At 70.8% G+C, this 20484-nt stretch carries 14 protein-coding genes; 7 read left to right on the forward strand and 7 right to left on the reverse strand.

The features are described from left to right. Window positions 1-20: 20 nt before the first annotated feature. Window positions 21-3197, reverse strand: coding sequence for a S41 family peptidase (locus ABD844_RS33240; protein WP_344886793.1), 3177 nt, complete (start codon window positions 3195-3197; stop codon window positions 21-23). A 160-nt stretch (window positions 3198-3357) separates the two neighbouring features. On the opposite strand from ABD844_RS33240, the gene ABD844_RS33245 reads away from it, so the two are divergent. Both ABD844_RS33245 and ABD844_RS33250 read left to right on the forward strand, forming a co-directional pair. Next, window positions 3358-3786: a hypothetical protein gene (locus tag ABD844_RS33245; protein ID WP_344886795.1), complete on the forward strand. Its 429-nt coding sequence runs from the start codon at window positions 3358-3360 to the stop codon at window positions 3784-3786. A gap of 50 nt (window positions 3787-3836) precedes the next feature. After that, entirely contained in the window at window positions 3837-4715 is an 879-nt protein-coding gene (locus ABD844_RS33250; RefSeq protein WP_344886796.1) for a TIGR03557 family F420-dependent LLM class oxidoreductase, read from the forward strand. A gap of 47 nt (window positions 4716-4762) precedes the next feature. On the opposite strand, the gene leuS is transcribed toward ABD844_RS33250, so the two are convergent. Next, window positions 4763-7243, reverse strand: coding sequence for a leucine--tRNA ligase (gene leuS / locus ABD844_RS33255; RefSeq protein WP_344886798.1), 2481 nt, complete (start codon window positions 7241-7243; stop codon window positions 4763-4765). A 439-nt stretch (window positions 7244-7682) separates the two neighbouring features. Here leuS and ABD844_RS33260 point away from each other — a divergent pair, with 439 nt between their 5' ends. Continuing rightward, the gene (locus ABD844_RS33260) at window positions 7683-9548 is read left to right on the forward strand and encodes a hypothetical protein (protein WP_344886800.1); all 1866 of its coding nucleotides are present in this window, start codon (window positions 7683-7685) and stop codon (window positions 9546-9548) included. A 13-nt stretch (window positions 9549-9561) separates the two neighbouring features. Here ABD844_RS33260 and ABD844_RS33265 read toward each other — a convergent pair whose 3' ends face one another. Beyond that, on the reverse strand, window positions 9562-10803 hold the full coding sequence (locus ABD844_RS33265) for a cytochrome P450 (RefSeq protein ID WP_344886802.1): 1242 nt from the start codon (window positions 10801-10803) through the stop codon (window positions 9562-9564). Window positions 10804-11033: 230 nt separating this feature from the next. Between ABD844_RS33265 and ABD844_RS33270 the strand changes: the two genes are divergently transcribed. After that, entirely contained in the window at window positions 11034-12110 is a 1077-nt protein-coding gene (locus ABD844_RS33270; protein WP_344886804.1) for a methyltransferase domain-containing protein, read from the forward strand. 42 nt (window positions 12111-12152) lie between these two features. Here ABD844_RS33270 and ABD844_RS33275 read toward each other — a convergent pair whose 3' ends face one another. Beyond that, window positions 12153-12992, reverse strand: coding sequence for an alpha/beta fold hydrolase (locus tag ABD844_RS33275; protein ID WP_344886806.1), 840 nt, complete (start codon window positions 12990-12992; stop codon window positions 12153-12155). 67 nt (window positions 12993-13059) lie between these two features. After that, entirely contained in the window at window positions 13060-14607 is a 1548-nt protein-coding gene (locus ABD844_RS33280; RefSeq protein WP_344886808.1) for a GMC family oxidoreductase, read from the reverse strand. A gap of 212 nt (window positions 14608-14819) precedes the next feature. Between ABD844_RS33280 and ABD844_RS33285 the strand changes: the two genes are divergently transcribed. The 3 genes from ABD844_RS33285 to ABD844_RS33295 all read left to right on the forward strand — a co-directional run bounded on the left by ABD844_RS33285 (window position 14820) and on the right by ABD844_RS33295 (window position 17662). Next, window positions 14820-16358: a long-chain-fatty-acid--CoA ligase gene (locus ABD844_RS33285; protein WP_344886810.1), complete on the forward strand. Its 1539-nt coding sequence runs from the start codon at window positions 14820-14822 to the stop codon at window positions 16356-16358. Between the two features lie 119 nt (window positions 16359-16477). Next, the gene (locus ABD844_RS33290) at window positions 16478-17458 is read left to right on the forward strand and encodes a phosphotransferase (RefSeq protein ID WP_344886812.1); all 981 of its coding nucleotides are present in this window, start codon (window positions 16478-16480) and stop codon (window positions 17456-17458) included. Window positions 17459-17503: 45 nt separating this feature from the next. Beyond that, on the forward strand, window positions 17504-17662 hold the full coding sequence (locus ABD844_RS33295) for a hypothetical protein (protein WP_344886814.1): 159 nt from the start codon (window positions 17504-17506) through the stop codon (window positions 17660-17662). Between the two features lie 99 nt (window positions 17663-17761). On the opposite strand, the gene ABD844_RS33300 is transcribed toward ABD844_RS33295, so the two are convergent. After that, window positions 17762-19021, reverse strand: coding sequence for a class I SAM-dependent methyltransferase (locus tag ABD844_RS33300; RefSeq protein ID WP_344886816.1), 1260 nt, complete (start codon window positions 19019-19021; stop codon window positions 17762-17764). A gap of 4 nt (window positions 19022-19025) precedes the next feature. Then, window positions 19026-20375 carry an FAD-binding oxidoreductase gene (locus tag ABD844_RS33305; protein ID WP_344886883.1) on the reverse strand — a complete coding sequence of 450 codons (1350 nt, stop codon included), beginning with the start codon at window positions 20373-20375 and terminating at the stop codon, window positions 19026-19028. Window positions 20376-20484: the final 109 nt, after the last annotated feature.

Raw genomic sequence — 20484 nt, forward strand, 5'->3', positions numbered from 1 at the left:
GGTCGGCTCAGGAGGTCGGCTCAGGAGGTCAGCGGCGGCAGCTCAGGCGCGACCACCGCCGGCCGCTCGTCGAGGGCGGCGAGCGCCAGCTCGATCGCCTTGTCGAGCTGCGGATCGCGCCCCGCCACCCGGTCCTGGGGCGTGATCACCACCTCGACGTCGGGATCGACGCCGTGGTTCTCGACCCCCCACCCGGGCCCGTCGAGCCAGAACGAGTAGCGGGGCTGGGTGACCACGGTCCCGTCCACGAGCGCGTAGCGGCTGTCGATCCCGATCACCCCACCCCACGTGCGTACGCCCACCAGGGGCCCGATCCCCCGGTTCTTGATGCCCACGCTGACGATGTCGCCGTCGGATCCGGCGAACTCGTCCGCGACCGTCACCACGGGCCCGCGGGGGGAGTCCTCCGGGTAACGCGTCGGCCGGTAGCCGCGGGCCAGCGCCCAGCCGGTGACCTTTCGTGAGAGCTTCTCCAGGACCAGCTCCGACAGGTGACCGCCGCCGTTCTCCCGGACGTCCACGATCAGCCCGTCGCGGGCCATCTCGGTACGCAGGTCCCGGTGGAACTGCGCCCACCCCTCGGCCGTCATGTCCGGCACGTGCAGGTAGCCCAGCCTGCCCTCCGACACCCGCCGGACGTGGGCGCGCCGGTCCTCCACCCAGTCGTGGTAGCGCAACGAGGACTCGTCGGAGATCGGAGAGACCACGACCCGGCGTACGTCGCCGCCGGAGGCGGGCCGCACGGTCAGCTCGACGGGCTGCCCCGCGGTGCCGGACAGCAGCGCGAGCGGCCCGCGTACCGGGTCGACCGGGCGGCCGCCCACCGCGAGGATCGCGTCGCCGGGGCGGATCGCGACGCCGGGCGCGAGCAGCGGCGAGCGGGCGGCGTGGTCGGACGACTCGCCGGGCAGGATCCGTTCGACCCGCCACTCACCGTCCGCGTCCCTGGCCAGGTCGGCGCCGAGCAGGCCCTGGCGGCGGCGGGGGTCGCCGCCACCGCCACCCGCGCCGTACGCGTAGGCGTGCGAGGTGCCCAGCTCACCCTGCGTCTCCCAGAGCAGGTCGATCAGCTCGGAGTGGGTGCCGATGCGCTCGACGAGCGGCTCGTACCGGTCGAGCACGCCCTGCCAGTCCACGCCGCTCATGTCCGCCCGCCAGAAGTGGTCGCGCATGAGCCGCCCGGCCTCGCGGAAGCCCTGCCGCCACTCGGCCACCGGGTCGATCTGGACGGCGATCCGGTCGAGGTCCACGGTGACGACCTCGTCGCCCTCGCTCGCGGCGCGGGTCTGCAGGCCGTTCTTGCCGTTGGTGACGATCCTGGAGCCGTCGCCGCTGACCTCGAACGAGCGCACCTCCTTGCCCAGCTCGGCCTTGGCGCGCTTCTTGAGGTCGTAGCGTTCAAGCACGGTCTCGTGGTTCTGCTCGCTGCCGTCGCCGAGCCGGCCCGTGACCGGGTGGCGCAGCCACAGCAGCGCGTCCTTGCCGGTACGCAGGTTGCCGTACCGTCCGGCCTGCACCGGCACGGGAACCACGCGGGCGAAGATGCCCTCGGGGTCGACCTCGGTGCGCGGCGGCTCGTCGTCCTTCTTCTCGCCCTTGGCGGGCTTGTCGTCCTCGCCGTTGAACCCGCGTCCCTGCAGGGAGGGGTCGAACGGCGAGGGCGTGGTGGCCTGCAGCGGCAGGATGTACGGCTTGCACCCGTACGGGAAGGACAGGTCGAAGACGTGCGCGTCGTAGACCGGGTCGAAGGTGCGTATCGACAGGAACGCCAGGTGTTTGCCGTCCTTGGTGAACACCGGGTCGTAGTCGGCGAAGCGCGGCGGCGTCACCTCGATCACCGAGGTGCCGTCCACGCGTCCCATCTTGATCTGCGTCAGCCGGGAGGAGTGCGGGAACTCCCAGGCCAACCAGCCGGAATCGGGCGAGAAGGCCAGCCCGCTGACGTCGCCCTCGTCGGTGCGGTCCAACTCGCGGAGGTGCTCGCCGTCCAGGTCGGCGACCAGCAGCCGCCCGTCGTGCGTGGCCACGGCCACGTGCTTGCCGTCGGGCGCGGCGGCCAACTCCAGCACGCGGCCGAGCTGCCCGGCGGCCAGCGTCCTGACCTGGCCTCCGGGGGTGCCGATCTCCAGCGCGTCCTCCCCGCCCGCGTCGGACACCCACACGGCCCTGCCGGTGGCGTCGAGCACCTGCGGCAGCCGTACGCGTACCCCCGGCTGGACCCGCAGCGCGCCGGCGGGCCCGTCGCGGTGGGTCACCCAGTGCGCGCTGCCGCGGATCTCGACCACGCTGGCCCGCCCACTGGCGTCCGTCGCGAACGAGCCCACCCGCAGCGGCGCCGGCCGCCTGGCCCGCCCGGGGCGCGGCCCGCCCAGCTTGATCTCCAGCCGGTACGGCTCGGCGTCCAGGCTCTCCAGCAGCCACAGGTCACCGGCGTGGGCGTAGACCACCCGCTGACCGTCGCTGCTGGCGTGGCGGGCGTAGAACTCCTCGTGGGAGCTGTGCCTGCGCAGGTCGGAGCCGTCGGGCAGGGCGGAGTGGAGGTTGCCCGTGCCCTCGGCGTCGGTCAGGAACACGATCCGGTCGCCGACCCAGCTCACCGACCAGTACTGCGCCGCGCTGTCGGCGAACAGCCTGGTGAACTCGCCGTCGCCGGTGGCGTCCACCCAGATCTTGCCCGCGGTGCCGCCCCGGTAGCGCTTCCAGTGGGACGGCTCGCGCCACATCGACGACACGGTGGCGACCTTCCCCTCGCCCGGCCCCCCGCCCGGCCCCTCGCCCAGCGCGACGTCGGAGACCCAGCCGTACGGCAGCCGGGTGGCCGGACCGCCGTCGAGCGGCACCGCGTACGCCCAGCGTCTGGACCTGGAGCCCTGCCCGAACGCGCTGGTGGCGAGCACGTCGCCGGCCGCGCTCCACCCGTGGACGGTGGTCGTGCCGTCGCCCCAGTACGTCAGCCGCTCCCCCTCCGCGCCGTCGATCTCGGCCGCGAACACCTCGGGGGCGCCCTCCTTGGTGCCGGTCCACGCGATGCGGCCGCCGTCGGGCGAGAATCTCGGGTGCGACACCGGTACCCGGTCGGCGGTGAACCGCCAGGCTCTCCCTCCGGTCAGCGGAGCCAGCCAGACGTCGTCGTCGGCGACGAAGGTGACCAGGTCCCCGTGCAGGTGCGGGTGTCTCAGATATGCGCCATTTATCACATATGCACATTAATCTGCGGCACCAAGCCCAGCCCAAGATTTCCTCCGCCGGCGGACGGGCCCGGGTCCGCGAACCCCCAAGTCCGGGATGTCGGGCTTTGTAGGGGGAAGAGGTCGAACGCCACTTTCGCGCACCGTCTTCCGTGCCCTGCGAGGAACCATGAAGATCGTCGCCCGTCCGCACCAGCTCCCGCTCCGCCTGGCCACCGGGGCCTTCATCCTGAACTCCGGACTCGGCAAGATCCACGCCGACGAGCGGACGGTCGCGTCCCTGCACGGCATGGCCGCGGGCACCTACCCGTTCCTTCGCCGCCTGGACCCGGCCTTCTTCGTCCGGCTCCTGTCGAGGACCGAGGTCGCGCTCGGGGCGGCGCTGATCACGCCGTTCGTGCCGTCACTGGCCGCGGGGGCCGCGCTGACCGGGTTCGCCGCCGGGCTGGTCGGCCTCTACCTCAGGACGCCGGGGATGCGCGAGCCGGGCAGCCTGCGGCCGACCCGCGAGGGTCTCACGCTCGCCAAGGACGTCTGGATGCTGAGCATCGGGCTGAGCCTGGTGATCGAGGAACTGCGCGCCCGCGACCATCATTGATCTCCGATCCCGGGCCGCTAACGTTCCCCAGGCCGGGTAGCCGGGCACGCATGCTACACATTGGCTACACCTTGACGTCCGAACAGACTCCGATGTCCGAACAGACTCCGATGTCCGAACAGAGTCCGCCTCGCGAACTGGCCGACCACGCCGCCGCGGCCGAGCGGATCGGCTTCGACTACGCGGTCATCTCCGACCACTACTTGCCGTGGGTCGAGGAGATGGGTCATTCGCCCTACTACTGGTCGGTGCTCGGCGCGGCGGCCCAGGCCACCGAGCGGCTGCCCCTCATGACGTACGTGACCTACCCCATCTATCACCCGGCCGTGGTGGCGCAGAAGGCGGCCACGATGGGCGTGCTGAGCCAGGGCCGGTTCACCCTGGGCCTCGGCGCGGGCGAGAACACCGACGAGCACGTCGTCGGTGCGGGCCGGCCGCCGGTTGACACCAGGCACCGGATGTTCGCCGAGGCCGTACTGATCATCAGGAAGCTCTTCAGCGGCGCGTACGTCACCCACCAGGGCCAGTTCTACGACGTGGACTCCGCCAAGCTGTACGACCTGCCCGAGCGGCCCGTCCCCATCGGCATCGCCGCCTCCGGCGGGCAGTCGGCCGAACTGGCCGCCGAGTATGCCGACGTGCTGGTCGTCAACGAGCCCAGGCCGGAGGTGGTGCGGCAGTTCCACGCCGCGGGCGGCGAGGGCAGGCCCGTCTACGGCCAACTCCCCATCGCGTACGACACCGACCCCGAGGACGTGGCCGCGAACGTGCCGTGCGGCGACGACGTGGACGCCGTCCTGAGGGCCGCCAAGAGGTTCGCCGACGCCGGGTACACGCACGTGGCGCTGGTGCAGATCGGGCACGACCAGCAGCAGTCGTTCTTCGACTGGGCGGAGAAGGAGCTGCTGCCGGCCCTGCGCACCCTCTGAACCGGCCGGTCCCGCATCCCGGCACCGGGCCGCGGGACCGGCGGGCGCTACGGAACGATGTTGACCAGCTTGGGCGCGCGGACGATCACCTTGCGGGGCGCGCCCCGCAGGTAGGGCGCGACCTTCTCCGAGCCCAGCGCCAGCGCCCGCAGGTCTTCCTCGGTGATGTCGGGCGAGACCTCCAGCCGGTCACGCACCTTGCCCGCCACCTGCACCACGCAGGTCACAGAATCCTGCACCAGCAGCGCCGGATCGGCCGTCGGCCACCCCGCGAACGCCACGGACCCAGTACGGCCCAGCCGCTCCCAGCCCTCCTCGGCGGTGTACGGGGCCACCAGCGACAGCGTCACGGCCAGCGTCTCGGCGGCCTCGCGCACCGCCGGGTCGGCGGCTCCCGGACCGGAGTCGATGGCCTTGCGCGTGGCCGAGGTCAGCTCCATCATGCGGGCCACCGCCACGTTGAAGCGCTGGCCCTCGACCAGCTTGGTGACCTCGTCGATCGTGTGGTGGGTCACCTTGCGCAGCTCGGCGTCGCCGCCCTCGAACGCGGCGCCCGGCTCGCTGGTGACCTCGGACATCACGCGCAGCGCGCGGGCCAGGAACTTCTGTGAGGCGGCCGGGGAGACGTCGGCCCAGTCGATGTCGTCCTCCGGCGGCCCGGCGAAGATCATGGTCAGCCGTACGGCGTCGACGCCGAAGTCGTCGATCTGCCGCCCCAGGTCGACGCCGTTGCCCAGGGACTTCGACATGGCCTTGCCGCCGTTGATGACCTGCCCCTGGTTGAGCATCCGCAGGAACGGCTCGGTGAAGCCGACCATGCCCATGTCGTGCAGGACCTTGGTGAAGAAGCGCGAGTACAGCAGGTGCAGCACGGCGTGCTCGATGCCGCCGACGTACTGGTCGATCGGGCCCCACTTGCGTACCTGCTCGGGGTCGAACGGGCCGTCGGCGTAGCCGGGCGAGCAGTAACGCAGGAAGTACCACGACGAGTCGACGAACGTGTCCATCGTGTCGGTGTCGCGCCTGGCCGGGCCGGAGCACTTGGGGCACTCGACGTTGACCCACTCGGCGGCACTGGCCAGCGGGGCGACGCCCTTGGGCGCCAGCGCCTCGCCGCGCAGGTCGGGCAGCGTGACCGGCAACTGCTCGTCGGGGACGGGCACCTCGCCGCAGTCGGGGCAGTGGATGATCGGGATCGGCGTGCCCCAGTAGCGCTGACGCGACAGCAGCCAGTCGCGCAGCCGGAAGTTGACCGCGCCGGTGCCCCTGCCCTCGGCCTGCAGGATCTCGATGATCCTGGCGATGCCCTCGGCCTTGCTCAGCCCGTCGAGCGGGCCGGAGTTGACCAGCATGCCCTCACCGGGCGTGGCCTCGCCGGTCTCGCCGGGATCGGCCAGGCCGGTGTGCACGACGACCTTCACCGGCAGGTCGAACCTCCGCGCGAAGTCCAGGTCGCGCTGGTCGTGGGCGGGCACGGCCATGATGGCGCCGTGGCCGTAGTCGGACAGCACGTAGTCGGCCGCCCAGACCGGGATGCGCTCGCCGTTGACCGGGTTGATCGCGTGGCGGCCCAGGAAGACGCCGGTCTTCTCCTTGTCGGTGGCCAGCCGCTCGATGTCGCTCAGCCGGGCGACCTCGGCGCGGTAGGCCTCGAAGGCGGGGCGCTGCGCGTCGGTGACGATCTCGTCGGCCAGCGCGGCGTCGGCGGCGACCACGAAGAACGTGGCGCCGAACAGCGTGTCGGGCCGCGTGGTGTAGACGTGGACCGGCTCCTCGCGGCCCTCGACCTCGAACAGCACGTCGGCGCCCTCGGAGCGGCCGATCCAGTTGCGCTGCATGGTCAGCAGCCGCTCGGGCCAGCCCACCAGTTGCTCCATGTCGTCCAGCAGGCGCTGCGCGTACTCAGTGATCTTGAAGTACCACTGCGTCAGCTCGCGGCGGATGACGTCGGCGCCGCAGCGCTCGCACTTGCCGGCCACGACCTGCTCGTTGGCCAGCACGGTCTGGTCGTTGGGGCACCAGTTGACCAGGCCGCCCTTGCGGTAGGCCAGGCCGCGCTCGAAGAAGCGGATGAACAGCCACTGGTTCCAGTGGTAGTAGTCGGGGTCGCTGGTGTGCAGGCGCCGCGACCAGTCGAAGGAGATGCCGTAGCGCCGGAACGAGGTGGCCTGCGTCTCGATGTTGGCGTACGTCCACTCCGCGGGGTGGGCGTTGCGCTTGATGGCGGCGTTCTCCGCGGGCAGGCCGAAGGAGTCCCAGCCGATCGGGTGCAGGACGTTGTAGCCCTTCTGCATCCAGTAACGCGCGACGACGTCGCCGATGGCGAACACCTCGCCATGGCCCATGTGCAGGTCGCCGGACGGATAGGGGAACATGTCGAGCATGTAGCGCCGCTCACGCGGGTCGGCGGGGTCGTCGCTCGCCCGGTAGGTGTCCTGCTCCTCCCATCGCTGCTGCCACTTGGCCTGCAGCGCCTGCGGATCGTACTCACTCACGGCTAGTGTCCTTCTGGCTTGAGGCGGACCCATAAGAAAACCCCCCGTGCACACAACGAGGGGTGGAGCCGCGACGGCGAGATCGTCTTCAGGGCCGTCGCGGCCCGCTAAGAAGCAGGGTCGCGGAACGCATGTGTCAAGCCTAGCGCACCTCTTCGGCTGAATGCAGATACTCCAACGGCGTCCGCGGGCACAATGGTCTCTTCGGGTCCGGCGAGACCTGATGGTGATGTATCCGTTGTGACCTCATTCGTCCCGGAAGAATAGCCTTGCCGCCGTGGTATACCCAGACGAGCCAGATCGACCGGAGGATGGCCTGCCCCTGCAGGATCCGCCGACCGATCCTCGTGGCTTCGCTCGTTTCGCTGCGGAACCACCTGCATCTCCTGGAAAATCCCATGAGATCATGCGTGACACGTCAAATCCGGATATAACGGGACATCCGGATACAACCTCGGGAGGGTCGGCAGCAATGGCGACGGAGAACTCCGGACCTCACGTGCCGTCGTCCTGGCCGGACGCACCACGTCGCGATGTACCGCCCGCCTGGCCGGAGGAGCCGCCCGCCGCCGAGGTGCCGACGTCGTGGCCCGAGGCTCCGAGGCCGTCCCACCCGGAGCCGTCCTGGCCGGAGCCGCCGCGCAAGGACCCCTCCTGGCCCGAGCCCCCGGGCGCCTCCCGTCCGGGCCCGCCGCTCCAGGACCCGGCTCTCGGCGCGGCCTCGTGGCCGGACGCGTCGTCGCAGTCCCCGGCCTGGCCGGAGCCGCCCCGCCGCGACCCCGGCGCCTCACTCCGCGACAGCGCGGGCTCCTTCCACGACACCGGCGGCTCCCTGCGCGACATCGGCGGTCCCGAGGCACCTTCGCACCAGGCGATCCCGACGTCCTGGCCCGAGGCGAACTCCCGGGCCACGTCCCCTTCCTGGCCCGAGACCGCTCCCCGCGACGTGCCCGCCCCGTGGGCCGACACGCCTGCCCGGGGCGTGCCCGCGGCCTGGCAGGACAGCTCCGCACAGGACATGCCGACCTCATGGCCGCAGACGGGACCGCCGCCCCAGAGCGGCGTGGGCCCAGCCGGCCGGCCGGAGGGGTCGCCCATGGGCGGCCCGCCGCCCGTCCAGCCGGCCGACCCCGTTCCCGCGTGGGCCCAGCCACCCGCCGCCGCCCCCGACGCCTGGTCCAACCTGGCCAGCCCCGCCCCCTGGCCCCCGGCCGGCCCTGCGGGCGACTTCCCGCCCAACCAGAACATCCACTCCAGCCAGAACAACCTGCCCAACCAGAACACCCCGCCCAGCCAGCACGCCCCACCCGGTCAGCACCTCCCGGCCGACGAACGCACGGCCACCTACGCCCAGCACACCGAGACCCTCCTGAACGATCGCGCGGTGCCCTCCACCCCCATGGATTCTGCTCACACCGGCGCATCCTCCGCCGAAGACCAGTCCGCCCGCCCCGGCTCCAACCTGAGCCGCGATCCCTCCGACCCCGAGCACCGGTTCGTGACGGCCGGTCAAATCAGCGGCTCCCGCACCCCGCCCCCCGAGCGCCAGCAGGAGCTGTGGAACACCGTTTTCGGCGACAACTACCAGGCCATGAGCGATCAGGACGTCCTCGACGAAGAGAGGTCGGGCAAGCCCGTCTGGATCTACGCGCTCGGCGGCTCCGTGGCGATCGCGCTGGTCGCCGCGCTGCTGTGGGCGTTCCTGTGGGGCCCGCTGGCCGGTGAGGAGCCGTCCAGCGCCAGCGTGAGCAGCGAGCAGACGGCGTCGCCGCCAGCGCCGAGCGCCACCAAGACCGCCACCTCGATCGGCCCGCTGCCGAAGTATCCCGGCAAGGCGGCGGGCGTCCTCGGCCGGGTGCCGGTCGCCGCGGCCGGGATCTCGGTCCCGCGCCTGGGCGGCACCTGGCAGCTCGACCAGCGCGCCACGGTCAAGGGCACCTACGGCTTCGACAGCCGCCAGTACGTCCAGGTGGCCCCGGAGAAGTACGCCGAGTTCCTGGCCGGACCGCTGTCGCAGCGGCTGGCCTCGTACTACGAGCAGGACAACCTGGAGCCGGTCATCAAGCAGGTCGTGCTGAGCGCCCGCAAGTCCTTCTTCCCGCCGGACAACAAGGTCCGCAAGATCGCCCAGCAGCCGATCAAGGTGGGCGACCAGACGGGACGGCTGATCGCGTACGCGCTGACCTCGGAGACCGAGAAGGCCACCATCGTGACCATGGCCGTCAACACCGGCGCGAACGTCCCGGCCATCGTCTACATGTCGATCCCCTCCGACAGCAAGCAGCTCCTGCCCGACATCCGCACGGTGATGAACCAGATCAAGCTGACCGCGCCGTAGTCGCGAGCGGGCCCTAGAAGGTGCACTCCATGTGCTTGATGCCGTTGATGAAGCTGGAGTGCAGGCGGTCGGGCTTGCCGCCCTCGATGTTCGGCACGCGGCGCAGCAGCTCGCGGAACATCACCGTGATCTCGCGCCGGGCCAGATGGGCGCCGAGGCAGAAGTGCGGCCCCGGCCCGCCGAAGCCGACGTGCGGGTTGGGGTGGCGGGTGATGTCGAAGCGCAGCGGGTCGGTGAACACGGCCTCGTCCCGGTTCGCGGCCCAGTAGAACAGCAGGGCCTTGTGGCCCTTGCGGTAGAGGTGGCCGTTCATCTCGAAGTCCCTGGTGAGCTTGCGGCGCATGAAGTTCACCGGGGAGGCCAGCCGGACGATCTCCTCCACGGCCCCGGGCGCGCGGCCGTCGACGTCCTCCAGCCACAGGGCGCGCTGGCCGGGGTTCTGGGTGAGCAGGCGCAGGCCGTAGGAGATGGCGTTGCGCGTGGTCTCGTTGCCGGCCACGACCAGCAGGATGAAGAACGAGCCCAGCTCCTGAAGGGTCAGCCGCTCACCGTCGAGGTTGGCGTTGACGAGGGACGAGGTCAGGTCGCCCGTGGGGTGGCCGGTACGGTGCGCGGCCAGGTCCTGGACGAGCTGTTGCAGCTCCATCCCGGCGTTGAGCAGGCGCTCGGCGAGGTTCTCGACGTCGCCGCCGGTGTATTCGGGGTCGAAGCCGCCGAGGATGAGGTTGGAGCGGTCGAAGACGTACTGGTAGTCGCGCTCGGGGATGCCCATCATGTCGCAGATGATCTTCAGGGGCAGTCGGGCGGCGACCTCGGTGACGAAGTCGCAGCCGGGGCCCTTGGCCAGCAGGTCGTCCACGATGCCGACGGCGGCCGCCTCGACGTCCGCCTCGAACTGCTTGATCATCTTGGGCGTGAAGGCGCGGGAGACGATCCGGCGCAGCCTGGCGTGGCGCGGGTCGTCCATGTTGATCATCGACCCGAAGTACTCGGCGAACTCCGCGGGCATGTCGGGGATGTTCGTCGCGCCGCCGTCGCCCGAGCAGAAGACCTCCGGGTTCCTGCTGGCCTCGAGGATGTCGGCGTGCTTGACCAGCGCATAGTAGCCGGGGCCCTTGGGGGCGTAGGGCAGCTCCATCTCCTCGAAGAAGGCCGGGGTCTCCCGCCCGCGCAGCCGCGCGAACGCCTCCTCCCTCTCGCTCATGGGCCTGGCCCAGAATTCGCGGTTCGACAGATCGAAGTCCACGGCGCTCATGAGGCAATCATTCGAAAAGCGGCCACTTACGTCAATGGGTGGGACGTACACCGTACGTCGATGGCCGGGAAAACCTGTGGCTCCCGCTGCCGGGAACACTTTAGGGTGTCCCGCATGACCTTCTTCTACCTGCGTTAGCGATCCGCCGGCGGGTCGCGGACGACCCACCGCCGGCGATGCGGGGCGGCTGAGCGAGCGCCGTCCCGGGTCGCGACGTGGGAGAAGGACACGTGCATACGTTTGCCGTGGCCAGGGCCGTGCATGGCATCGAGCCCTTGGTGGCCGCGGAGATTCGACGTTCCAGGCTCGGTGTGGTGCGCGGGGTGCGCCATCGCGAGGTGTGGTTCGAGGCCCCGCCAGGGGCCGACCTGCTCGGCCTGCGTACGGCCGACGACGTGCTGCTGGCCGCCGCCGTGGTGGACGGGATCGGCCACGACCGCTCCGCCCTGCGCAGGCTGGCCGGGGCGGCGCGCGAGCTGGACCCTGGGTGGGTCGCCGGTGGTGGCGGTGGCGGGCTGGAGGTGTCGGCGTCGTTCGTGGGGCGGCGCAACTACACCCGGTTCGAGATCGAGGACGCGGTGGGGGCCGAGTTGGCGCGGCCGTCGCGGGTGCCGTACCACTCCAGGAGCGACGGCGGGCGGCCGCCGCTCGGCGCGATGGCGTGGCGGGTCACGATCGAGGGCGACCAGGCGGTCATCGCGGTACGGGTGGCGGACCGGCCGCTGCACCGGCGGGCGTACAAGGCGGCCTCGATCCGGGGCACGCTGCACCCGCCGGTGGCGGCGGCCATGGCACACCTCGCCCAGCTCGACAGCGCCCAACTCGGGGGTGACCGACTCGACGGTGACCGCCTCGGCTCTGCGCGCACGGTGCTCGATCCGTGTTGCGGGGCGGGCACCACGCTGGTCGAGGCCCGCGCCGTGGCGGGCTCCGCGCGGACCCGTTTCCTGGGCTTCGACCTCGACCCCGCCGCCCTCGCCGCCGCCACCGCGAACGCCGCGCACCCGGATTTCGGGCGGTCGCCGTTCGCGTGGACGATGGCCGACGGCGGCCGGCTCCCGGTGGACGCGGGCAGCGTGGACCGGGTGCTGGTGAACCCCCCGTGGGGACGCCAGGTGCCGCCCGCGGGCCTGCTCGCCCGGGGCCTGGGCCCGCTGTGGCGGGAGGTACGGCGGGTGCTGGCCCCCGGCGGGCTGGCCGTGGCGCTGGTCCACGGCGAGATCCCGGACGGGTTCGCCGTGGAGGAGACCGTCGAGGTCAGCCTGTCGGGACAGCACCCCCTCATCGCCGTCCTCCGCCCTCGCTGACCAGAACCCCCGAAGGCCGGGAGCTTCGGGCGGGCGGGGGTGTCAGGTGGCGGGGCCGAGCCAGTCCAGGATGAGCCGGTTGACCTCGGCGGGTCGCTCCAGGTGCAGGAAGTGCCCGGCGCCCGCCACCAGCTCGGCCCGCGAGCCCTCGGGCAATTGGCCCCACGCGTCCTTGGCCAGCCCGGCGCCCAGGGCTCCGTCCTGGGCGCCGTGCAGGTACAGGACGGGGCCCGTGACCGCGCGCTCGACGGCCGGGTAGCGGCCGGAGGGCGGGGTGGCGCCGAGCAGGGCCCGGTAGTAGCCGATGGCGGCGGCCAGGTTGGCGGGGTTGCCGATGCTGCGCCGGACGAACTCGAGGTCCTCGCCCGCGTCGTACCCGGGAGACCAGTCGCGCCAGAGGCTGTCGATGAAGCCGGGCGTCGCGGCGGCCGTCTCGGCCAGCGGCGTCTGGAAGAGGAAGATGTAGAAGGAGCGCTTGAGCTGCTCGTAGTCGAAGAAGCCGCGCGCGAGCGAGCCGGGCGGCGGCAGCGCCATCGTCACGGCACGGCGGAAGCGGCCGGCGGTGACGTAGACGGGCAGGGCTCCCCAGTCGTGGCCGATGACGACGGCGTCGTCGCCGCCTCCGAGTTCCTCGTGCAGCGCCCGCACGTCGGCGACGAGCGCCGCGTCCTCGTACGCGCCGTCGGCCGGGACCTCCGTGGGGGCGTAGCCGCGCATGAACGGCGCGACCGCCCGGTAGCCGCGCTCGGCCAGCGCGGGCATCAGGTGCCGCCAGGTGTGCGCAGTGTCGGGGAACCCGTGCAGGCACAGTGCCAGCGGGCCCTCTCCCAATGTCAGATACGCGAACTCCACCCCGTTGGCGTGGATAGTCCTGATCTCCATGACTGCGAAACCTAGCACGCCCCCATCTCCCTGAAAGGTGGGCAGCGTCATACACCGAGAAGTTGCCTCAGCCCTGGTTCGCCCTGATCAGATCGGCTCCCTTCTCACCGATCATGATGGCGGGGGCGTGGGTGTGGCCCCGGTTGAGCGTCGGCATGACCGACACGTCCACGACCCTGAGCCCCTCGATCCCCCGCACGCGCAGCTCCGGGTCCACGACCGAGGCGTCGTCCGCGCCCATGCGACAGGTGCCGACCGGGTGGTAGAGGGTCTCGCCGCGCTCACGCACCCACTGGGCCAGCTCCTCATCGCTCTCCGGCCCCCGGTACGGCGCCATCGGCCCGCCCGCGTACGGCCGCATCGCCACGGCGGCGAACACCCGCTTGGCGGCCTTCAGCCCCGCCACCAGGCGCCTGACATCGGCGCCGGCGGTCAGGTAGCCGGGGTCGATCACCACGTCGCGGCCGTTCAGCCCGACCTTGCCGCGGCTCTCCGGCTGCAGCAGCACGACCCCGACGGTGAGCCCGTGCCCGGTCGGCGGCGTGAGCCCGTGGTCGACGAACGGACCGGGCGCGAAGATCAGCTCGATGTCGGGCGCGGACTCCTCGTCGGACGTCCTGATGAACGCGACGGCCTCGCCCACGTTCGTGGTGAGCATGCCGGAGCGCAGGACGATGTAGCGCAGCAGGTTGCCGATGGACTCGGCCTTGGTCAGCGTCACCGGCTGCCTGCACTCGACGTACACGCCGGTCGACAGGTGGTCCTGCAGGTTCTTGCCGACCTCGGGCAGCTCGCGCACGACCGGCACCCCGGCGTCGCGCAGCTCGTCGGCCGCGCCCACGCCGGAGCGCATGAGCAGGTACGGCGAGCCGATCGCACCCGCCGACAGCACGACCTCCCGCCGGGCCCTGATCGGGGCGCCGCCGCTGTGCTCGATGCCGGTCGCGCGCCTGCCGTCGAACGTCACCCTGTTCACCGTGGCGCCTGTGACCACGTGCAGGTTCGGCCGGGAGAGCGCCGGGCGCAGGTAGGCGTCGGCCGAGCTCCATCGCCTGCCCCGGTGCTGCGTGACCGGGGTGGGCGAGTAGCCCTCGTTGGAGCGGCCGTTCAGCTCGGGCAGCCGGGGGAACCCCAGCTCCGCGCACGCCTGGAGGAACGCCGTGGTGGTGACGTTGGGGCTGCGCAGCTCGGAGACGTAGAGAGGGCCGGAGGTGCCGTAGACCTCGCCCCGGTTGCTGCCCACGCGGCGCTCGGCCCTGGTGAAGTACGGCAGGACGTCGTCGTACGCCCAGCCGGGCACGCCCCATTGGTCGTAGTCCTGCTGGCAGCCGCGCACCCACATCTGGGCGTTGAGCGAGGACGAGCCGCCCAGCACGCGACCCCTGGGCCAGTACAGCTCGCGGCCGGACATCTCGCTCTGTTTGGCCGTGGTGTAGTTCCAGTCGTAGTCCGTCTTGAAGAGTCTGGCGAAGCCCGCCGGCATGCGGATCTCGAGCTTGTCGTCCTTGCCGCCCGCCTCGACCAGCGCCACCGAGACGCCGGGGTCCTCCGACAGCCTCCCGGCCAGCACGCACCCGGCCGAGCCCGCTCCGACGATCACGTAGTCGTACTCCATGGCGCCCACTCCAAGGGGTCAGTGACTTCCTACTGCTTACTCGACGGGGGCGGGCCCGTCCATATGCGCTCGCGGCTTGAGTTCCCCCTCACAGGACGCGAATTTGTCGCCTTTCCGATGGCCGGCGTTCAACGTGTTATTACGGGGCTACCGGTCGGTATGGTCGTCCTGCGAAGATGGCGCCGAAGCCGTTGCACAGGGAGGAAGGCGTCATGCTCAATCTGTCGATCGTCCTGGAAGACAGCGCCAGGAGCACCCCCGACGGCACCGCCATCGTCTTCGGTGACATGCGGCTGCCGTACTCCATGATCGACACAGTAGCCAACCAGGTCGCGAACCTGCTGGTGGCGCGCGGAATCGGCAAGGGCGACAAGGTGGCGCTGGCGTGCCCCAACCTGCCCTACTTCCCGTTCGTCTACTTCGGCATCCTCAAGGCGGGCGCCACAGTGGTGCCGCTCAACGTGCTGCTGCAGCCGCGCGAGATCACCTACCACCTCGACGACAGCGACGCCAAGGCGCTGTTCTGCTTCGAGGGCACGCCCGAGCTGCCGCTGGGTGAGCGCGGCAGGGCGGGCTTCGAGGCGGCCGAGGGCTGCGAGCACTTCTTCGTGCTGCCCGCGACCGCGCTGGCGACCGAGTCCGCGTACGGGGAGTCGATCTGGGCGGCGCTCGGCGGCATGGCCGCGGAGTTCGAGACCGTGCAGACGGCTCCCGACGACACCGCCGTGATCCTCTACACCTCGGGCACCACCGGCCAGCCCAAGGGCGCCGAGCTGAGCCACCAGAACATGCTGTTCAACGCCATGGTCAACGACAAGATGTTCCCCCGGGGGGAGGAGGACGGCGACACCTACCTGGCGGTGCTGCCGCTGTTCCACTCCTTCGGCCAGACCACCGTCATGACCACGGGCTTCCTGCGCGGCGCCACCGTCGTGCTGATGCCGCGCTTCGACCCGGGCGAGGCGCTCGCGGTCATGGCGAAGGAGAAGGTGACGTTCTTCGCCGGCGTGCCCACGATGTACTGGGGCATGCTCACGAAGATCCACACCGAGGGCGTGGAGGTGCCGCGCTCGCTGCGCGTGGCGGTGGCGGGCGGCGCGTCCTCGCCGGTGGAGGTGCTCAAGGACTTCGAGCGGACCTTCGGGATCGGCATCCTGGAGGGCTACGGACTGTCGGAGACCTCGCCGGTGGCCAGCTTCAACCAGCCCGGCCGGCCCACCAAGCCCGGCACGATCGGCACCCCGATCTGGGGTGTGGAGATGAAGCTGGTCGACGGCGACTGGAAGACGGTCGAGGGCGAGGGGCCGGGCGAGATCGCCATCCGCGGCCACAACGTCATGAAGGGCTACTACGGCCGCGCCGAGGCGACGGCCGAGGTGATGAAGGACGGCTGGTTCCGTACGGGGGACATCGCCACCCGTGACGGCGACGGCTTCTACTCCATCATCGACCGGGTCAAGGACATGATCATCCGCGGCGGGTTCAACGTCTACCCGCGCGAGCTCGAAGAGGTCCTCATGACGCACGAGGCCGTGTCGCTGGCCGCCGTCGTCGGGGTCGCGCACGAGTCGCACGGCGAGGAGGTCAAGGCGTACGTCATCCGCACCCCCGGGGCCACGCTCACCGAGGACGAGCTGATCGCCTGGGCCAAGGAGAACATGGCGGCCTACAAGTACCCCCGGATCGTCGAGTTCCGTGACAGCCTGCCGATGACGGCCACGGGCAAGATCCTCAAGCGCGAGCTGCGCTGACCGCCCATCGGAGGCGCGGCACCCCCGCGCCTCCGCCCTCGGCCCTCCGCCCTCGACCCGATCGACCGGCCTGATTAACGAGGTGAAATGTCCCGGCGGCGGCCGGTAGCTTGCCCGTCATGCGAGATCGACCGGAAGACTTCGACGAAGGGCTGCTGCGTCCCGCGCTGAGGCAGTGGGGCATCGAGGCGAGCACGCTCGACTACGCGCCCGTGGGGTTCGGCGACTTCCACTGGGTGGCGGGCGACCGGGCCGGGCGGCGCTGGTTCGTCACGGTCGCCGATGTGCGCCGGCAGACGTTCGACGGGCTCCGGCTGGCCATGGAGACGGCGGCGGTGCTGCGCGAGGAGGCGGGGCTGGGCTTCGTCGTCGCCCCGACGCGCGCCGCCGACGGAGCCACGCTGCGCCGCCTCGACCGCCACCGGTACGCCATGAGCGTGTTCCCGTACGTGGGCGGCACGGCCGGGCACTTCGGCGACGAGTTGCCCGAGACCGAGCGCGGCCTCGTCATCGACCTGCTGGCCGAGCTGCACGCCACCCCGCCCCCGTCCACCACCCCCGCGCGACCGGTGGACCTGGCCGGGCGGGCCTGGCTGGAGCGGACGCTGGGCGACGACGGCTCCCTGCCGTGGCTCGGCGGCCCGTACTCGGGGCCCGCACGCGAGCTGGTCGCCACCCACGCGCGGACGTTGCGGCGCAGGCTGGAGGAGTTCGACCGGCTGGCGGGCAGGCCCGGCGAACCGGTCGTGACGCACGGCGAGCCGCACCCCGGCAACCTGCTGCGGGCCGACGGCGACCGGCGGCTGCTGGTCGACTGGGACACGGCCGGAATGGCGGTCCCCGAGCGGGACCTGTGGCTGGTGGCCCGGTCGGACGACGACCTGGCCCGGTACGCCGACGCGACGGGCCACTCCCCCGACCGGGACGCGCTGGCCCTCTACCGGCTGCGGTGGGCGCTGAACGACGTGGCGGAGTTCGTGGCGTGGTTCCGCTCGCCGCACGCCCGTACGGCGGACGCCGAGCAGGCGTGGGACGGGCTCACCGCGACCCTGGACGGGCTCGCCGTCGGCGGTTCCCCCTTGCCTGGATGCGGACAGTAGCCATACGGTCACTTTAAGGAAGCCCGGAAAGTCGAAGGAGAGCACGTGGGCAGGCACGCGAAGCCCCACAATCCCAAGGAGCAGCCGCCGGAGTCACCAGAGGAGTCCGGCAGCGAGGAGCAACACCCGAGCAAGGGGCGGCATGCCAAGGGCAAGCAGTGCCGCCCGACGGGGACGTCAGGGGAGCCCGTCTCCGCCGGGTAGCGAGGGTGTGCGCCCCGCCGGAGCGCACACGCCAGAGCCGGGGCCGGGGGTGTGCGCCCCGGCCGCGCTCTCGGGTCAGGGCCGGTCGAGGCTCTCGGGTCAGGGCCAGTCGAGTGCGGGGCGCAGCGGCACGCTGGAGCGGCCGTTCTGGTCGAGCTTGACCCCGAGCACCTGGTGGAGCTGCACCTTGTTGCGTTCGAAGCCGACGATGCAGCCCGCCATGTACAGGGCCCACACCCGGGCGGTGCCCATGCCGACCTCCTGCACCGCGTCGTCCCAGTTGGCGTCCAGGTTGTCGCACCAGTGGCGCAGGGTCTTGGCGTAGTGCTCGCGCAGGTTCTCCTCGTGGCGGATCTCGAAGCCGAGGTCCTCCATCTGGCGGATCAGCCAGCCCACCGACTCAAGCTCACCGTCGGGGAAGACGTAGCGGTTGATGAAGCCGCCCTTGTTGAACGTCTTCTCCTTGCCGGTCGGCCGGGTGATGCAGTGGTTGAGTATGCGGCCGCCCGGCTTGAGCTTGCCGTACAGGAACTCGAAGTAGCCCGGCACGTTGTCCTTGCCGATGTGCTCGGTCAGGCCGATGGAGCTGACGGCGTCGAAGCCGCTCTCCTTGACGTCGCGGTAGTCCATGAAGCGGACCTCGGCCAGGTCCTGCAGGCCGGCATCGACGATGGCCTTCTGGGCCCACTCGGCCTGCTGACGGCTCAGCGTGACGCCGAGCGCCTTGACGCCGTAGTGCTTGGCGGCGTGCATGACCATGCCGCCCCAGCCGCAGCCGACGTCGAGCAGCCGCATCCCTGGCTCCAGGCCGAGCTTGCGGGCCACCAGGTCGAACTTGGCGTACTGGGCCTCCTCCAGCGTCGAGCCCTCGGCCGGGTAGCAGGCACACGTGTAGGCCATGGAGGGGCCCAGGACCCACTCGTAGAACCGGTTGGAGACGTCGTAGTGGTGGTGGATGGCCTCGGCGTCGCGCTGCTTGGCGTGCCGGGAGCCCAACCTGGCCAGGGCGCTCTGCCGCATCTCCTGCGGGGGCGGCGGCACGCGCATGAGCAGCGGCTTGACACCCAGCGCGCGCACGGCTGCGACCTTCTCCGACGTGCTCAGGTCGTTGGTGGTGATGTTCCACATTCGGTCGAGCAGGGTGTACATGTCACCGTGGACGTCGAGGTGCCCCGAGATGTACGCCCGCGCCAGCCCCAGCTCCCCCGGGGCGTGCGCCAGGTAGGCCACCGCGATCGGGGACTTGACCTCGATCGCCAGGTCGGCGCCGTCGGGCCCGGCCTTGCTGCCGTCATACGCCATGAACGCGATGTTCGCGTCCGAGCCGACGATCTTTTCAAAGATGGTTGCCAGAGCCATCTACTCACCTTCCCCGTACACACTTTTCGTACAGATCCAGCAGGCGACCGTTCGAGTCGTATTCCCGCTTGACCGGCCAATAGGTGTCGCCGTTGTACAGCTCCCAGAACTGCTGACGGGCGTAGAACGAGGTCGAGTAAAGCGACTTGTGGCCGTCGAGCTCGTGCACGGAACGCTCGATGAGCCGGTTGTAGTAGCCGTCGAACTGCCCCCGTGGCAGCGGCACCATGCCCCAGAATCCGAAGTTGACGTAAAGCTTGCCCGGCTCGAGCGGGTAGAGCGGCCAGCGGGATCCGGCTCGCAGCGGGCACATCCACACAGGAGTCATGCCCACCTGGTCGTGGAAGAACTCCAGGAACTCCGCCCCGCGCTCGATCGGCGTCTCGACGTCCTGGATGACCGACTCGCTCACGGGCTTGCCCCGCCACCGGTCGACGCGGGCGGTCAGGCCGTGCTTGCGGTCGAGCGCGACCAGGCGGCGGTAGACGTCGGAGCGCATCCAGCGGCGCGGCATGAGCGAGCGCACCACCGGCTGCTGCACGCCGAATGCCCGCGAGCACCAGAACCAGTCGGTGTCCCAGCGCCACAGGTAGTCGCGGATCGACAGCCAGTCTCGGCTGCGCTGCGTGATCGACTGGTAGTAGATCCGCATGCCGGTGTAGTCGGAGACGTAGGGAGCGCGGTCGGCGAAGCGGCCGACCGTGAGGTACATCTCGCCGGGGCCGAAGAAGACGCCGTCGATGAAGTCGACGCTCTCGCCGTCGTGCACCATGCTGTCGCAGATCTCCTGCATGGCCAGCATGCACTTGCCCGCGTCGGTGAACTTGACGTGGGTGAGGTGCACGTACGGCTGGACCTGGCGCAGCTTGATCTTGATGCGCAGCGCGTAGCCCAGCGTCCCGTAGGAGTTGGGGAAGGCGCGGAACAGGTCGCGGTGCTCGTTGTCGTCGCGGGCCACGACGATGCGCCCGTCACCGGTGAGGATCTCGAGCTCTTCGACCGACTCGTGCGGCAGCCCGTCCCTGAAGCTGGTGGACTCGATGCCGAGCCCGGTCACCGCGCCGCCCAGCGTGATCGTCTTGAGCTGCGGCACCACGTACGGCATGAGCCCGTACGGCAGCGTGGCGTCGACCAGGTGCTCGTACGTGGTCATGCCCTGGACCTGGGCCGTCATGGTCTCGGGGTCGACGCTGATGACCTCGTCGAGATCCCTGGCCGAGAGCTTCGCCGTGGTCGCGCCGTCGCGGAACCTGAAGAGGTTGGACGTGGACTTGGCCAGACGGGGCGCGGCGTCACCCGGGATCTCTGCGTACGACTGCCGGATCTGCTCTACTGCCCGTTGGTGTGTCGACATCGTCGTCGTCACGGAAGCACCCCCTTGAGCTGGTAGAGATCGTCCGTAAGACGGTATCTCCCATGACCGACTCGAACCAGACCGGGGTCGTTAAAGACACGAAAACTGT

Origin of the sequence: Nonomuraea antimicrobica, from assembly GCF_039536965.1 — a bacterium.
GTDB lineage: Bacteria > Actinomycetota > Actinomycetes > Streptosporangiales > Streptosporangiaceae > Nonomuraea > Nonomuraea antimicrobica.

Excerpts from the sequence above, each read along its gene's own strand:
- ABD844_RS33245 (WP_344886795.1), top strand. The coding sequence starts at position 3,358 with ATGAAGATCGTCGCCCGTCCGCACCAGCTCCCGCTCCGCCTGGCCACC.
- ABD844_RS33250 (WP_344886796.1), top strand. The coding sequence starts at position 3,837 with ATGCTACACATTGGCTACACCTTGACGTCCGAACAGACTCCGATGTCC.
- leuS (WP_344886798.1), bottom strand. The coding sequence starts at position 7,243 with ATGGGTCCGCCTCAAGCCAGAAGGACACTAGCCGTGAGTGAGTACGAT.
- ABD844_RS33260 (WP_344886800.1), top strand. The coding sequence starts at position 7,683 with ATGGCGACGGAGAACTCCGGACCTCACGTGCCGTCGTCCTGGCCGGAC.
- ABD844_RS33265 (WP_344886802.1), bottom strand. The coding sequence starts at position 10,803 with ATGAGCGCCGTGGACTTCGATCTGTCGAACCGCGAATTCTGGGCCAGG.
- ABD844_RS33275 (WP_344886806.1), bottom strand. The coding sequence starts at position 12,992 with ATGGAGATCAGGACTATCCACGCCAACGGGGTGGAGTTCGCGTATCTG.
- ABD844_RS33280 (WP_344886808.1), bottom strand. The coding sequence starts at position 14,607 with ATGGAGTACGACTACGTGATCGTCGGAGCGGGCTCGGCCGGGTGCGTG.
- ABD844_RS33285 (WP_344886810.1), top strand. The coding sequence starts at position 14,820 with ATGCTCAATCTGTCGATCGTCCTGGAAGACAGCGCCAGGAGCACCCCC.
- ABD844_RS33290 (WP_344886812.1), top strand. The coding sequence starts at position 16,478 with ATGCGAGATCGACCGGAAGACTTCGACGAAGGGCTGCTGCGTCCCGCG.
- ABD844_RS33300 (WP_344886816.1), bottom strand. The coding sequence starts at position 19,021 with ATGGCTCTGGCAACCATCTTTGAAAAGATCGTCGGCTCGGACGCGAAC.
- ABD844_RS33305 (WP_344886883.1), bottom strand. The coding sequence starts at position 20,375 with ATGTCGACACACCAACGGGCAGTAGAGCAGATCCGGCAGTCGTACGCA.